We start from the raw sequence: 13,387 nt of genomic DNA, 5'->3' as shown, positions 1-13,387 counted from the left end.
CAGATGGCCAACAGCAACGCCGTCAGAAGGGCGGCATAACAACAACCAGGTATAGCTTATCAAGCCCGCAAAACTGTCCGAACGGACGGGTCCACCTCTAACAGTTGACCACTGCAGGGTGCTTATGGGTCCAGATTGACGAACCTATCCTCGCACATCCCGAATTGTCGGCTGCTACACTGACACACATTGACGTTGCATGGCGCATCCTGGCCGAGATATCAGGCGGCACGTCGCTGGTTCTGGTGGGTGGGGCAGGAGGCTTTGGGCCGCATCTTCCGTTTGTACTGCAACTGCCCTTCGATGGTCTGCATATAGACCTAGTGTACGGTTATCGCGATTTACCTCATGTTCTGAATCATTTTCCAGCGGATCGCTGGCTGTCACTGGGATTGGTCGATGCCTGTGGCACGGTACCAACCCATATTGGTATAGCCCGGACCATTGTAGACCAGATACTGAACTCCCATCGCCGGGACCGTCTTATGATCGTGCCATCCGAGGCGTTAGGTGGCGAGGCGGGGCTGAATGAAACAGACGTCACGGTTATGCTGCAGCAAAAAATATCTGAAATCGTGTCATTGGCCGCTTCCCGTCAGTGGAGATGCCAGACAGAGCCCGTCCGCGAATTTTGTGAAAACGATATTCGTTTTGTTCCATGTGCTGCCGACAGTGTGAGACATTGAACAGATCATGACAGGAGATATATCGGAAACAACCGTGCCCGAAATCGCAGCCTCGGCAGGTGTCGATATCCGCCGCGTCTGCAGCAATCCCGATTTCTGGTATCCGGTAGCGTGGTCGCGTGAACTGCGCCGGGGCAAGGCGATCGGCGTCCGTTACGCAGGACAGCCTATTGTCGTGGTCAGGCCAGATGCCGGAGCCATTTTCGCGCTGGATGACGTCTGCCCCCACCGTCAACTCCCCCTCAGCCGGGGGGAAGTGTGTGGGGATTTCGTCCGCTGTGCATATCATGGGCTGAAATACAGTCGACGCGGCCAATGCTTCTCCCCTGACATGAAGCTGGAAAATGAACCACCTCGACTGCGTACCTGGCCCTGTCGTGAAAAGGACGGCCTGATCTTCGTATTCATGGGGAATCTGGAAAAATCCGACAGCGTACCCCTGCCTGACTTCCCGCGTGTCCGCGACCCGCAGTACAGGACCCGCCGGTTCGGCAAGGTCGTGCAATGCCACTACAGTTTCATGCATGAGAACCTGATGGATATGAACCATCAGGTTCTCCACAGTCGTCTGGTCGGAAGCATGAAACCGCGATTTCTGGGGATGGTGCGTGGTAAGGATTTCGTGGAGGCTCGCTATACATTTGCCCGCACGGGCGGCAAGCAGCCGTTGAGCGAAGCCCTGATTTACGGACAGCGCCGGAAAGACGGTCGGGACTTCGCCTACCGGGATGTCATGACCATCCGCACGCAGTATCCGTATCAGACATTACGTATCGAGACCCAGGGCGTAGATGAACCGGTGATGGAATTGTGGATCGCCTACGTGCCCCAGGATCGGGAAGAGCTGAGCAACCGCGTTTTCGGCCTGTTATCCATACGCAGGTTGAAAATCCCGTTCGTGCTGGATCTGGCGTGGCCATTGCTGATCGCCTTTACGGAGCGGGTTTTCACTGAAGATCGCGAAATTGTCGAGCTGGAGCAGCAGGCCTGGCGGGAGCAGGATGGCGACCGGAATCAGGAGGTCTTTCCGGTTATCGTGGCGCTGCGCCAGATCCTTATCCAGAATGGTACGTCGCCCCGGAAGGATGTCAGGGAGTAAACCGGTCGATGCCCATGCTCCGTCTCAATACGCATGGGCATCTTCGCCTGACCTGGCATCATGCAGATCAGGTGCTCATTTTGCAGTCCGGGCCGATATGACCATTGTAAGGAAGCCAGGTCTGTGTCTGTCCGAACATCGGAATCCCGAGATAGCCCCGTAACTTGAGCTGTCCGGACTGATTAACCCACATGCGGGCCTGATAGACGTGATTGGTATTGGGGTCGAGAATGGACCCGTCCCAGCGGTCCGGTTGATCCGGATCCCGCACAAAGTCCCGCAGCATAGGCAAGCCACATTCCGAACGTCCTGTCTGGTCCCGTGGGATGCCATCACTATAATTCAGGCCCACCAGCTTCCCACACAAATTGTCGCCACACCGTGTGATCTCGAAGACACCTTTGTGGTTTCTGGTGACCCATTGCCCCAGAACGGCGGGCGGAACTGTTGTCGCTGGAGGAACCTGTGCGTGAACAGCAGTGCCTCCCATCATGACACTGAGGAGTAGCGCGACACAGACTGCTTTTTGCGCAATATGCATGATGTCTCTTTCGTCGCTTCGTGCGTGACTGAAATTATGGAACATTGGCGGATCTATCAGCGAATTTGCATGGAAAAGCGCATGACCGATGCTCTGGGATGCACCACATGGGAATGAGTGGTCAGCGCACCATGGATGTTTTCCATGACGGCCCTGTTGCATCCGCCGCCTGCTGCCGTATCGGTCTGAAGAGCCCGGTATGGGTTTTCAGCATCATGCAGGCGTCCCTGGCCGGTTAAATGTGCCGTGCTCGCAATATGCGCAAAGCCAGTGCCGACACATTCTCCGCCATATATCAGCGTGCCATGTCCCCATACGAAGCCAGAAGCCACATCCGTCGGGCGCACGCTGAAGGGAAGGTCGCCTCTGCTGGTGTCAGGAATATCAGCAGCATGAGCGCATGCCCCTGAACCATGCATGGCAAGCAGGCCGGTTATCAGAAACGCGCCGGTCACACAGCGCCGCATCACGATGTCTCCGCCAGAATTATGAAACATCCGGGGCACCGACCGGCCGTACTGATCTTCCCATAACGCATGGGAAATCTCCTGCCTTCGGTGCATCCCGCCCGACGACGTGGTTTGCAGACGAGGGCAGGTCTCCTGGCTCACGGATCATGGCCAGCCTGTTCATGCCTTCCCATTTCCCGCAGGAAACAGTGGCCCACCCGCAAGTGAACGAACCGGTGGCATACCGCATACAGTTGCGGGAGCAGCCGCTGACTTACTCCCGGAACAGAATTGTCCGGCCGGAGCGTTACAGCGTTCCCTTTTAACCCGCTCGCGCGGGGCCATCGTCAATCAAGGGTCTCACCTGATTATGCGCGAAGCGAAAGGAACGCCCAATTCCTCGAAACGCGATGCCGGCCTGCACGGAGCGAAGAGCTTGTTGATACCGCTCCCTCCAGCCCGATAACGCCAGATTACCGAGTATCTTCACGCCTGAAGTCGACAGGTGAGGTATGCCCCCATGTGCGGCGGCCACCATGTTTTCAATCAACCCACTGGGCGTGTACACCGTATAGGTGCATGGCGGCATCACGCGCGCCCATTGTCCAGTGTGCGGAAATATAGGCCTGAAGCAAAGCCATGAGCGCCTCGCTCCCGTGCGTGTTCGATAAATCGCAGGCTGTATCCACATAGGCCAGAGCCTCTGACAGCAGGGGCAAGAACAGTTCCTCCAGGTAGTCACCCCGCGCCTCCGGCGCAGCGGGGAGCTGACCAGCGGGAGGCGCCAGACGAAGGAATGTTTCAAATCCATCTGCACGAATGCGGTCTTCCGGGTTTGGGACAGGGAGCTCCGTCTCGGCTATTGCCTGGATGACGTCTTCCCGGAGAGGTGCGGATTCCATAAGGCGGAATACCGAGACGGAACGCCGACGTCGCCGCTGTTGTATGAGGATAAAATCCGGCGAAGGCACGGGAGAGGCCATCTTTTTTCTTACTTGGAATTGGAACGGATTAACTGGAAAGGGCCGCATCGGACAGGTCTTCGTGTGTCAATATGCGAGCATCCTCATCACGCCATGTTTCGATCATGTCAGGATTCTGGCTGAGCCATCCAATTCTCTCGGCACAATATACAGGAACTCTGAATTTTTGACCGCGCTGGTTATTCAGGATTGTTCCGGTCTGCTGCAGGCGTCCGTCACGTGTCCAGGACAGACGTTCCTGGTTGGTAATCCCCAGTATCCGTCGCACCTGCCGCGGCGTAAATGGACGGGAAGACAGCGCGTTGATCTGTTTTTCCACCGAGCAGGCAATAGCCTCCAAAGCGTCGGTCCTTTCACGCATAAGGGCCGCTACAAAGCGGGCGAAAAGCTGTTTTACCTCTGGCTGCCGCAGGCGAAGAGCCGGGGACTGATCAAGACATGCAGCAACAAGCATACGAATTGCGACAGCCGGCTCAGGCTCTGTGACGGACGCCATGAGGCGCGGCGCAATGGCAGGGATTACCATGCTCATATCTGTGTTCATGGATATTTCTTTTTATCAGAATAAAACGCAGGCACCTGTGTCACGAGGCCAGGAAAGTACATGCGCGGGTTATAAGCCGCCAGCCAGAAGGCCTACGGAGCGCACCGCTTTGCGAAGCCGGGATTTATCTGGGTCCAGACCAATGATCCGCATACATATGGAGGCTTGACAGACACATCGGTACGCAAAAGAACGCGTCACAGCTGATCTCCTGCCGCCGGTCAGTCCCGCCCGGTGGCACGGTTTGCGACGGTAGCAGGTTTCCTGGCTCACGGATCATGGCAGCCCGGTCCTGTCTTCCCACTTCCCTTACTGGAAGCAGTGACCCATCTGACTGCATATCAGATGATCGGATCCGGCTACATACCGCCTACAGTTGCGGGCGCAGCCACCGACTGGCTCCCGGATCATTGTAGATCCCGCCAGAGCTTACGGTATTCCCTATTACTCCGCTTGCGCGGCACCACCGACATAAAAGCTGGCCGCAATATGCGTCAGATCTCGTGAGCCACGCAATATGGATTTTCCAAAAACCTGCGATGAAAGAGCATGGTATCCTTCACACAGACGGGAAGCTGGCAGACTTGCACCGCAGGCTGGCGTGCGTCACACTACCTTCACATCACAAGGCCCCGTGCGAACGGGTTAATAGGGAACGCCGTGCGTTCTGGCAGGACTGATCAGGGTCCGAGAACAAGTCGGTGGCTGCCCCCGCAACTGTAAGTGGAGAGATACCGGATCGTATGTCCTCATGGCAGGACCCGTCACTGGCCATAATGAACAGGCCGGGAAGACAGAACCGATATTGACGACCCGCAAGCCAGGAGACCTGCCTTTGTGACGTAACCAGTTCTATCGGGCGGGGTGCCCGACAGACGGAGTGACGGTCATGTTTTCTGTTTTATCCGCAGCTTTCCCCATCCGCGTGTTCTTTCCTGAACAGTTCTGAAGAATTACGTACGTCGGGCAATGGCGTGTCGCGGGCCTGGTCCCGTCAAACGCTTCAAGGGGAACACGGGAAATGCATACATATATTGGCGGTAGTCAGCGAAACGGAACGGGTCGATCCTATTTTGGATCGGAAAGCCTGACTCCTGCACAGAAACGGGCCATTCTGTCCCTGCCGGAAGACGGTGGGTATGGAACCTTACTGGACGGAGGAAGTATCCGGTCATCTCTCGTACTGATGGGCTTTATCGCAGGTGGATGTTCGGCGCGATGGGGAATGGAACGCTCCCGCCTCACCACACGTGGCCGGGAACTGCGGCACCAACTCGAAGGTTGCCGCTCCTAGAGGGTGTTATGCAATTTGGGCGAGCAGTTGAGCGGCATTTCTGAGCATGAAGCCAGCGAAGGCGATGGTGTGCATTGAGGCGAGGGTTGAGGCGCAGCGCTCGTAGTCTTTTACGAGCCTTCTGCACCGTGTCGCCCATGCGAACGATCTCTCCACGATCTATCGTCGGAGCAGCAGCACAAAACCCCGCTTTGCCTGAGGCAGCCTGACGATTTCGAGGGTGATATCCTGCTCTCTGGCAGCTTTCGCCGGTTTTGATCCGGTATAGCCCTGATCAGCCCATGCCAGTTCAACGCTACCGTCTGTTGCCTGCTGAATGGCTTGCGCGAGCGGAGCGACTTCTGCCCGATCATCTCTGTCTGTCGGGGTGACGTGTAGGGCCAGAAGATGCCCTAGCACTACTTTGGCAGAATAGAGTTAGGATGTCTTTTGAGTGTCCATCCGCAATGAGGGCATTGTGTTGGGGGTGAACGAGACATGTGGTCACTGATATCAGACTGACCCTGCCCCGAACATGCCTACGGATTTAAGTTAGGGTCTGTGCGTTGCTATATGCCGTTTTGGCGTGTTGAGCGAAAGCCTCTGGCGTCATGCCATTGAGGCTGGTGTGGGGCTTGACGGCGTTATAGTCGGGCCGCCAGGCGTCGATGACCGTCCGAGCGTTGGCGATGTTACGGAACAGATGCTCATTGAGGCATTCGTCGCGGAACCGGCCGTTGAAGCTCTCGACGAACCCGTTCTGCTGCGGCTTGCCTGGTGCGATATAGTGCCGCAGCACCGATCGCTTCTGCTGCCAGGCCAGGATCGCGTTCGACGTCATCTCGGTGCCATAGCACATCAGGAAGCGTCGGCATCGGTAATGCCGATCTGGCCTTAAGGCCAGATCGGCGGCCATGACCAGGCGACATGTCTCCATAGTGGTGGTGTCCAGCCACACAGAGGAGACAACCGACCGTGACCAGATCCGATACTATACCAATGACTGCCGTCCTCGTCGCCATCGATGTCGCCAAATCCCGCAATGAGATCCTGATCGAAATGCCCGGCAGGCGGCGGCGACGGCGCCTGACCGTGGCTAACACGCGCCTCGAGCATGACCGCTTCGTGGCAGAGCTCCAGGCTCTGGCGCCGCGACCGGTCATTGTTGGCTTCGAACCGACAGGCCATTATCATCGGCCACTGGCATGGCGCCTGGTGCAGGCCGGGTTTGATACACGCCTGATTTCTTCGGTCGCCCTCGCCCGCACACGAGAAGCTCTGCACAATGGCTGGGACAAGAATGATCCCAAGGATGCGCAGGTCATCCTGCACATGCTCCAGATCGGTGCGACCAAACCGTATCACGATCCGCTGGCCAACAGGATTAATGACGTTCAGGAACTGTCCGTTACGCACGAGGTGATTTCTCGTGCCAAAACTGAGGTCCAGCACCGGATCCTTACCCATTATCTGCCGCTTTATTTTCCGGAGATCGAACGTTTCAGGAGCAATACCCGCAGCGACTGGTTTTTCGCTCTGCTCGAGCAATTCCCGGTTCCCGCCAGCATCACGGTGCTCGGCAAAGATGCGTTTGTCGCGGCAGCCTGAGACGTCGTCGGTCGCAAGGTCAGCAAGTCTTGTCTACCTGGCGACATCTGGGACACAGCCCGGACATCCATCGCCTTGCCGATTACCCCGGATGCTCCTGCGATCGGGATGTTCAGGCTGGTGTTGGGAGAGGCGCGGCGCCTGATTGCCCAGCGCGACGACATTGAAGCCGCGGCCATCGCACTGCTGGGCGAGCATGCCGATTTCCGGCGTCTGCAGCAGGTACCAGGCATCGGGCCGATCCATGCCCTGACAATCCTGGCCGAGGCAGGTGATCTGAGACGTTTTCGTCATCATCGGCAATTTCTCAAATTCTGCGGTCTGGATCTGTCCACCTACCAGTCGGGTCAGTATCGCGGCAGAACGAAGCTGTCCAGGCGCGGTAATGCGCGCTTGCGCCGCACATTGTGGATGGCAGTTCAGGTCGCCATTCGTCAGCGCGAGAGCAGCTTCCGTGACAAGTTCGATCGCTATGTGGCCAGGGACCGGCATGATCCGGACCTGCGTCGCAAGGCGTTCACAGCCATCACCGCAAAGATGGGACGTGTTGTGCACGCGATCATTAAACGCGGTGACGATTACCGGCCCTTCGTTGAGGGGCCGGTTCCAGGTGGAGGAACCCCTCTCACTCAGTGCCGTGAGGGCGCGTTAGCGACCCTGTAGATAATGTTTGGGTCCTCCACCTGGGTTATCGCATCCCATCTTCAGGACGGTTAGAGCCACGGCGCCGTCACGCCGCTCTGGACTCTGTGTTTGCTATGGCAGGGAGCACCTTATTTTGCGGTGGAGACCGCCTGGTTTTTGCTTGCAGTATTTTTCAACGACAGTGCAAACTGCCGATGGAGACGTGTTGCCAAATCGACCGGATGCTTCCCGATATAGGACGTTGTCGCTGACAATCATAAGGGGTTTGCCATATCGTTCCACCAGGGCCGTCAGTTCCCGCGCCACACGTCCACCTGATAATGACGTGTCGGCAACCAATGCCAGGTTCTTGCGACTGAAATCGTCGATAACAGCCAGAATGCGGAACCGGCGGCCACAGATCAGGGCATCCGAGACAAAATCCAGGCTCCAGCGCTGCCCGGATTCCTGAGGGATGGTCATGGGAGAACGCGTCCCCAGTGCCCTCTTGCGGCCACCCCGATGGCGGACTTTCAGCCCTTCCTCCTGGTAAAGACGGAACAGCTTCCTGTGATTGGGGCTGAATCCTTCTCGCGCCAGAAGATAACCCAGGCGGCGATAGCCAAAGCGGCGTCGTTGGTCCGCCAGTTCCCGTAGGCGCTGGCGCAGGGCAGCATCGTCCGCTCTGGTAGAAACATACCGCGCGACACGCCTGGCAACACCAGCAAGCGCACAGGCTCGGCGTTCACTCAGGGCCAGAGCTTCCTGAATGTGTCGGACCGCCTGTCGTTTCGCGAAAGGCGTTACCACTTTTTTCCAACAATTTCCTTCAGTGCCGCATTATCCAGCATGGCATCCGCCAGAAGACATTTCAGGCGGCTGTTTTCATCTTCCAGCGCCTTCAGCCGTTTGGCCTCGGATACCTCAAGGCCACCATAACGGGTCTTCCATTTGTAGAAGGTCGCGTCACTGATCCCTTGCTTACGGCAAAGATCAGAGACCTTCAGCCCGGATTCCTGTTCCTGCAGGATCCCTATGATCTGCTCTTCCGTAAAACGACTGCGCTTCATCCGTCCGTATCCTTCTCGATCGGACTCTACTTTTAAATGGTTACATTTCCGGGAGGCACGTCAAATGCAGCCACATTTGTCCATGAACAATATTGATGTATTAATGAAATCAAATCATTTCTGCTCACGGGTTTGCTCAGGCATAAAGCTGCCATGATGATGACCACAACCGCCTGAAAAAATCAGAGATTAAAACTGGTGAGGCTTTGCATCTCCGGTGTTCGCATTCTGGTTTGAGGTGGTAAAAGGGACGCAGGACAACAATGATTCAGGACTCGACATTCAGTATTCATCGGCTTCGTTTCGATGAGAACTATCATCCTTCCGACAGAACCCGCCTTACGACCAATTTTGCCAATCTGGCGAGAGGGGAAAGTCGTCAGGAAAACCTGCGCAACGTCCTGCGCATGATCGACAATCGGTTCAATGATCTGGCGCACTGGGATAATGCCAACAGAGATCGCTACACTCTTGAACTTGAAATCGTTTCTGTCGAGATGGATCTTGCCTTTGCTGGAAAAAGTGGAAGCTTCCCTCTGATCGAAGTCCTCTACACAACAATTGTTGATAAAAACACCAACAAACGGATAGAGGGCCTCGCCGGAAACAGTTTTTCCTCATACGTGCGGGATTACGACTTCAGCGTGTTGTTACCGGCTTACAATAAAGAGAAAGCCGAATTCAGTGTCCCCCATAATTATGGGGACCTACATGGAAATCTCTTTAAAAGCGTTATGAACTCGACGGCTTACAAGCAGAATTTCAAAAAACTGCCTGTCATCTGCCTCAGTGTCTCGACCAATCGCACGTATCATCGGACGGAAAATCAGCATCCTGTTCTCGGCGTTGAATACGAACAGCGTGAATTTTCGCTGACAGACCAGTATTTTAAAAAAATGGGAATGCAGGTTCGTTATTTCATGCCGCGCAATAGTGCTGCGCCACTGGCCTTCTATTTTTTTGGCGATCTGCTGTCTGACTATTCTGCCCTTGAACTAATCAGCACCATCAGCGTGATGGAATCTTTTCAGAAGGTCTACCGTCCTGAAATTTACAACGCCAATTCTGCTGCGGCTGACTGTTATCAGCCGAGCCTGAAGTATCAGGACTATTCCAACGCCCGCATTGTCTACGACCGTGATGAGCGTACACAACTGGCGATCTCACAGGGGCACTATACGGACGAGCATTTCATCAAGCCATATCATGATATTCTCGAAAAATGGTCTGCCGGTTACACCGCCTGAGCTATCAGAAACACAAGGTCATCTTCCATGAAAACACTCCTCCCTACCTCAACGGCTGGTAGCCTGCCTAAACCCTCATGGCTTGCACAGCCTGAGACACTCTGGTCCCCCTGGAAATTGCAGGGAGAAGAACTGGTCGAAGGTAAGCAGGATGCGCTTCGCCTGACGCTGGACGATCAGGACCGCGCTGGTATTGATATCGTCAGTGACGGTGAGCAGACACGTCAGCATTTCGTCACGACCTTTATTGAGCATCTCAGTGGTGTCGATTTCGAGAACCGTCAGACGGTTAAAATTCGCAACCGTTACGATGCAAGCGTGCCGTCCGTTGTGGACGCCGTAGCACGTGAAAAACCGGTTTTCGTCGAGGACGCCAAGTTTTTACGCACACTGACGAAGAAACCCATCAAATGGGCGCTCCCTGGCCCCATGACGATGATCGACACACTCCGTGATGGCCACTACAAAAGCCGCGAAAAGCTTGCCTGGGAATTCGCCAAAATTCTTAATCAGGAGGCGAAAGAGCTGGAAGCGGCAGGTGTCGACATTATCCAGTTCGATGAACCCGCCTTCAATGTGTTCTTTGATGAGGTCAATGACTGGGGCATTGCCACGCTGGAGCGGGCCATTGAAGGGCTGAAGTGCGAAACCGCGGTTCATATCTGCTATGGGTATGGCATCAAAGCCAATATCGACTGGAAAAATGCTCTTGGGAAAGAGTGGCGGCAGTATGAAGAGATCTTTCCCAAACTGCAGAAGTCCAATATCGATCTGATTTCACTGGAATGTCAGAACTCCCGTGTTCCGATGGATCTGATCGAGCTTATTCGTGGAAAAAAGGTCATGGTCGGCGCCATTGACGTGGCCACCAAAACCATTGAGACGCCTGAGAAAGTCGCAGATATTTTGCGAAAAGCGCTTCAGTTTGTTGATGCTGACAAGCTTTATCCCTGCACCAACTGTGGCATGGCGCCGTTGCCGCGTGATGTGGCGCGTGGCAAGCTGAACGCGCTGGGTGCAGGCGCGGAGATTGTTCGAAAAGAACTGTCGGCCTGACAGGCATTCCGGCAAGTTTCTATCATGGCGGCCAGGACACAGGTATTGCCCGTCATGATGTCAGAATTTCCGGAGACATCAGCAGTCTGACCACGTCTTCCGCGCTGTATAAAGTCAGATGGTTCTGACGGCCGCCCCAAAGCCTGGTTTATCGATAGACCGCCTGAAGAGGTCGAAGAGGAAGTTCGTTTTCTTCGCTCCGAAATTTATCAGCGGGAGGTCGACATTTCCGTGCAGCCTGTTGAAGCCGGAGACCGCTTTACCAGCCGGGTCTGAGGCGGTCCTTGTCCAAAGCATGGCACAGTGTCACTCTGATCTCTTTCACAAACAGGGAGTTTCCTGATGTCGATCCGGTTCCGTACGTCGTCTGCCATGCTCCTGGCGGGCATGACTCTGTCTTCTACCGCTCTGGCGGCTGAAACCTCTGAGAAACCCTGTGAAACCGATCTGTGCCGCAGTGTCCGGCAGTCCTGGACCACCGTGCGTCAGGATTCCTCTGATGCGACCCGCTGGACCAAAAAGGAAAGCGTCAAAGGATGGGATGCCACAAAGGACAGCACAACCACGGCTGCACACTGGACCGGCCGGGAAAGTGAAAAAGGCTGGAAGGCCACAAAAGCCGGAACGAAGGATGCGGCGCATGACACTGCCGCCTGGACCAGAAAAGCAGCCCATGATGTGAGCCAGTGGGGAACGGAAAAGACGCCTGACGTGGCCAAAACCGGACAGGATCAGTAATCCTGGACCAATACGGTTCAGGGTTATGACCACGCCTGTGGGTTCTGTCTGATCTCCATCTTGAGGCTGTACCGTTTCCGGATGGCTATGATCCGGCCCGTCCGGATTTCGACGTGCTGGTGGTGGCTGGCGATCTCTGGCAGGTGGCCGTCCGGCTGTGTTCATAGCCGGTAACCATGAAGCCTGGGGGATGACCCTTGGCCGGGATCCGGTTCGCAGGCCTCACCCTCTGGGCGGATGGGACTCTGGCTCCTGTTGCAGTGTATCTAAACCAGACAACAGGTGAGGGGGTTCTGCGGCCTTGTGGTGCGGGTCTGGTCATAACACGGATAGCGTATTCTCTTGCTTCTGCGTTGAACGTATTGCCTGAGACTGGCTATCAGTTTCTCCCGCTTGATAAACCAGACCAATATAACTAAGTCTTTATGGTCTGGATCAGGAGTTTCTGCCATGCGCACTGTCAACATCCACGAAGCCAAGACCCACCTATCCCGGCTGATCGAGGCCGCCATGAAAGGTGAGAGCTTCATCATTGCCAAAGCCGGTCGGCCGATGGTGCGGGTCAGCCCGATTACGGCTCCCGAAGAGACACAGAAGCGCCGTCTGGGTTTTCTGGCCGGACAGATCCGGGTTCCGGAAGACTTTGATCGCATGGGCCAGGCAGATGTCATTTCCCTGTTCGACGGTCCGGCATGAAGCTGCTTCTGGACACCCATCTGCTGCTCTGGGCTGCCGGAAAGCCTGACAGGTTGTCGGTGCGTGCAAGATCCCTGATAGAAGATCCGGACAATGATCTGATGTTCAGTGCTGCCAGCCTGTGGGAAGTCACTATCAAGGCAGGACTCGGACGTGCAGACTTCCAGATTGATCCCCATCTGCTGCGACGCGGTCTGATTGAAAACGGCTACGAGGAACTGCCCGTCACCGGTCAGCATGCCCTGGCGGTCGGACAGCTTCCTGATGTGCACCGGGATCCTTTTGACCGCATCCTTGTGGCACAGGCCACGGTGGAAGGATTGCTTCTGCTGACCCACGATCCGCTCGTACAGGCCTATCCTGGGCCGATCGAAGCAGTCTGAAAAATATCTGACATCTCTTGCTGATGTTTCTCAGACTGCTTCTTCATTCTTTAATTTTTCACTTCCTCTGAAGTGGGATCATTCAGTGACCAGCAGCGTGATGTCGGGACATTCTGATCTGTTCCCGGCGTCGGGGCCGTCAGAACGCAGAGCACGGTCTGCTTTTGCCGGAACAGAGTGAAAAGGGCTCCTGAGCCGCCATAATCCGCTGTAGTCGTAATCAGGTATCCTTTGCTGACATGCTCACCGGCCTGAAGGCCGATGGTTCTGGTTTGAGCTTGCATCAAGCAGCCACCCAAGGCTTCCTGCTTCAACGGGCCGCTTGATGCGGTGTCCCTCCACAGGCTTCAACGGGCTGTCCGCCCGCCGTAGAATGTTTTTCGCGGCGTT

The 13,387-nt window shown here is 55.6% G+C and carries 11 protein-coding genes, 4 pseudogenes and 3 riboswitches; of the genes and pseudogenes, 8 read left to right on the top strand and 7 right to left on the bottom strand.

Features of this window, described 5'->3' with window-relative positions; all coding sequences use genetic code 11:
* Positions 1 to 104 precede the first annotated feature (104 nt).
* Positions 105 to 686: a hypothetical protein gene (locus CFR79_RS14385; protein ID WP_258373640.1), complete on the top strand. Its 582-nt coding sequence runs from the start codon at positions 105 to 107 to the stop codon at positions 684 to 686.
* Positions 687 to 693: 7 nt separating this feature from the next.
* Entirely contained in the window at positions 694 to 1,785 is a 1,092-nt protein-coding gene (locus CFR79_RS14380) for an aromatic ring-hydroxylating oxygenase subunit alpha (RefSeq protein WP_110548353.1), read from the top strand.
* A 67-nt stretch (positions 1,786 to 1,852) separates the two neighbouring features.
* Here the strand turns inward: CFR79_RS14380 and CFR79_RS14375 are convergent, their stop codons facing one another.
* The 6 genes and pseudogenes from CFR79_RS14375 to CFR79_RS14345 form a co-directional block, all read right to left on the bottom strand.
* Complete coding sequence (locus CFR79_RS14375) at positions 1,853 to 2,326, bottom strand: DUF2147 domain-containing protein (protein ID WP_258373639.1); 474 nt, start codon at positions 2,324 to 2,326, stop codon at positions 1,853 to 1,855.
* Between the two features lie 56 nt (positions 2,327 to 2,382).
* A complete protein-coding gene (locus CFR79_RS16275; RefSeq protein WP_258373638.1) occupies positions 2,383 to 2,937 on the bottom strand; it encodes a hypothetical protein in 555 nt (184 codons plus the stop codon).
* Positions 2,902 to 3,136, bottom strand: a riboswitch (cobalamin riboswitch). Its footprint overlaps the gene before it by 36 nt.
* Before the next feature lie 181 nt (positions 3,137 to 3,317).
* Positions 3,318 to 3,677 carry a hypothetical protein gene (locus CFR79_RS14365; protein WP_258373637.1) on the bottom strand — a complete coding sequence of 120 codons (360 nt, stop codon included), beginning with the start codon at positions 3,675 to 3,677 and terminating at the stop codon, positions 3,318 to 3,320.
* Positions 3,678 to 3,786: 109 nt separating this feature from the next.
* Entirely contained in the window at positions 3,787 to 4,302 is a 516-nt protein-coding gene (locus CFR79_RS14360; RefSeq protein WP_181417454.1) for a hypothetical protein, read from the bottom strand.
* Positions 4,303 to 4,539: 237 nt separating this feature from the next.
* Positions 4,540 to 4,785: riboswitch (cobalamin riboswitch) on the bottom strand.
* A gap of 127 nt (positions 4,786 to 4,912) precedes the next feature.
* Positions 4,913 to 5,154: riboswitch (cobalamin riboswitch) on the top strand.
* Positions 5,155 to 5,602: 448 nt separating this feature from the next.
* Positions 5,603 to 5,989 (bottom strand): annotated as a pseudogene (locus CFR79_RS14350) (transposase); the annotation flags it as partial.
* A gap of 133 nt (positions 5,990 to 6,122) precedes the next feature.
* Positions 6,123 to 6,425: pseudogene (locus tag CFR79_RS14345) on the bottom strand (integrase core domain-containing protein); the annotation flags it as partial.
* 149 nt (positions 6,426 to 6,574) lie between these two features.
* Between CFR79_RS14345 and CFR79_RS14340 the strand changes: the two are divergent.
* Positions 6,575 to 7,846: pseudogene (locus CFR79_RS14340) on the top strand (IS110 family RNA-guided transposase).
* A gap of 222 nt (positions 7,847 to 8,068) precedes the next feature.
* Here CFR79_RS14340 and CFR79_RS16270 read toward each other — a convergent pair.
* Positions 8,069 to 8,877: pseudogene (locus CFR79_RS16270) on the bottom strand (IS3 family transposase); the annotation flags it as partial.
* A 263-nt stretch (positions 8,878 to 9,140) separates the two neighbouring features.
* Here CFR79_RS16270 and CFR79_RS14325 point away from each other — a divergent pair.
* The 5 genes from CFR79_RS14325 to CFR79_RS14295 all read left to right on the top strand — a co-directional run bounded on the left by CFR79_RS14325 (position 9,141) and on the right by CFR79_RS14295 (position 12,997).
* Positions 9,141 to 10,124: a DUF1852 domain-containing protein gene (locus CFR79_RS14325; protein ID WP_110548346.1), complete on the top strand. Its 984-nt coding sequence runs from the start codon at positions 9,141 to 9,143 to the stop codon at positions 10,122 to 10,124.
* Between the two features lie 27 nt (positions 10,125 to 10,151).
* Positions 10,152 to 11,180 (top strand): methionine synthase, encoded by a 1,029-nt coding sequence (locus CFR79_RS14320; protein WP_110548345.1) that lies wholly within the window; start codon positions 10,152 to 10,154, stop codon positions 11,178 to 11,180.
* 342 nt (positions 11,181 to 11,522) lie between these two features.
* Positions 11,523 to 11,918 (top strand): hypothetical protein, encoded by a 396-nt coding sequence (locus CFR79_RS14310; protein ID WP_110548344.1) that lies wholly within the window; start codon positions 11,523 to 11,525, stop codon positions 11,916 to 11,918.
* Between the two features lie 450 nt (positions 11,919 to 12,368).
* Positions 12,369 to 12,614: a type II toxin-antitoxin system Phd/YefM family antitoxin gene (locus tag CFR79_RS14300; protein WP_110548343.1), complete on the top strand. Its 246-nt coding sequence runs from the start codon at positions 12,369 to 12,371 to the stop codon at positions 12,612 to 12,614.
* On the top strand, positions 12,611 to 12,997 hold the full coding sequence (locus tag CFR79_RS14295) for a type II toxin-antitoxin system VapC family toxin (RefSeq protein ID WP_110548342.1): 387 nt from the start codon (positions 12,611 to 12,613) through the stop codon (positions 12,995 to 12,997). Before CFR79_RS14300 ends, CFR79_RS14295 begins: the two co-directional genes overlap by 4 nt.
* Positions 12,998 to 13,387: the final 390 nt, after the last annotated feature.

Source organism: Komagataeibacter saccharivorans (assembly GCF_003207825.1).
Lineage (GTDB): Bacteria > Pseudomonadota > Alphaproteobacteria > Acetobacterales > Acetobacteraceae > Komagataeibacter > Komagataeibacter saccharivorans.
Note: the sequence above shows the minus strand (reverse complement) of the source record. Positions and strands in the feature narration are given on the sequence as shown.

What these genes read in the sequence shown, in the direction of transcription:
- CFR79_RS14365 (WP_258373637.1), bottom strand. Translation starts at nt 3,677, where the DNA reads ATGGAATCCGCACCTCTCCGGGAAGACGTCATCCAGGCAATAGCCGAG.
- CFR79_RS14325 (WP_110548346.1), top strand. Translation starts at nt 9,141, where the DNA reads ATGATTCAGGACTCGACATTCAGTATTCATCGGCTTCGTTTCGATGAG.
- CFR79_RS14310 (WP_110548344.1), top strand. Translation starts at nt 11,523, where the DNA reads ATGTCGATCCGGTTCCGTACGTCGTCTGCCATGCTCCTGGCGGGCATG.
- CFR79_RS14300 (WP_110548343.1), top strand. Translation starts at nt 12,369, where the DNA reads ATGCGCACTGTCAACATCCACGAAGCCAAGACCCACCTATCCCGGCTG.
- CFR79_RS14380 (WP_110548353.1), top strand. Translation starts at nt 694, where the DNA reads ATGACAGGAGATATATCGGAAACAACCGTGCCCGAAATCGCAGCCTCG.
- CFR79_RS14295 (WP_110548342.1), top strand. Translation starts at nt 12,611, where the DNA reads ATGAAGCTGCTTCTGGACACCCATCTGCTGCTCTGGGCTGCCGGAAAG.
- CFR79_RS14320 (WP_110548345.1), top strand. Translation starts at nt 10,152, where the DNA reads ATGAAAACACTCCTCCCTACCTCAACGGCTGGTAGCCTGCCTAAACCC.
- CFR79_RS14360 (WP_181417454.1), bottom strand. Translation starts at nt 4,302, where the DNA reads ATGAACACAGATATGAGCATGGTAATCCCTGCCATTGCGCCGCGCCTC.
- CFR79_RS14375 (WP_258373639.1), bottom strand. Translation starts at nt 2,326, where the DNA reads ATGCATATTGCGCAAAAAGCAGTCTGTGTCGCGCTACTCCTCAGTGTC.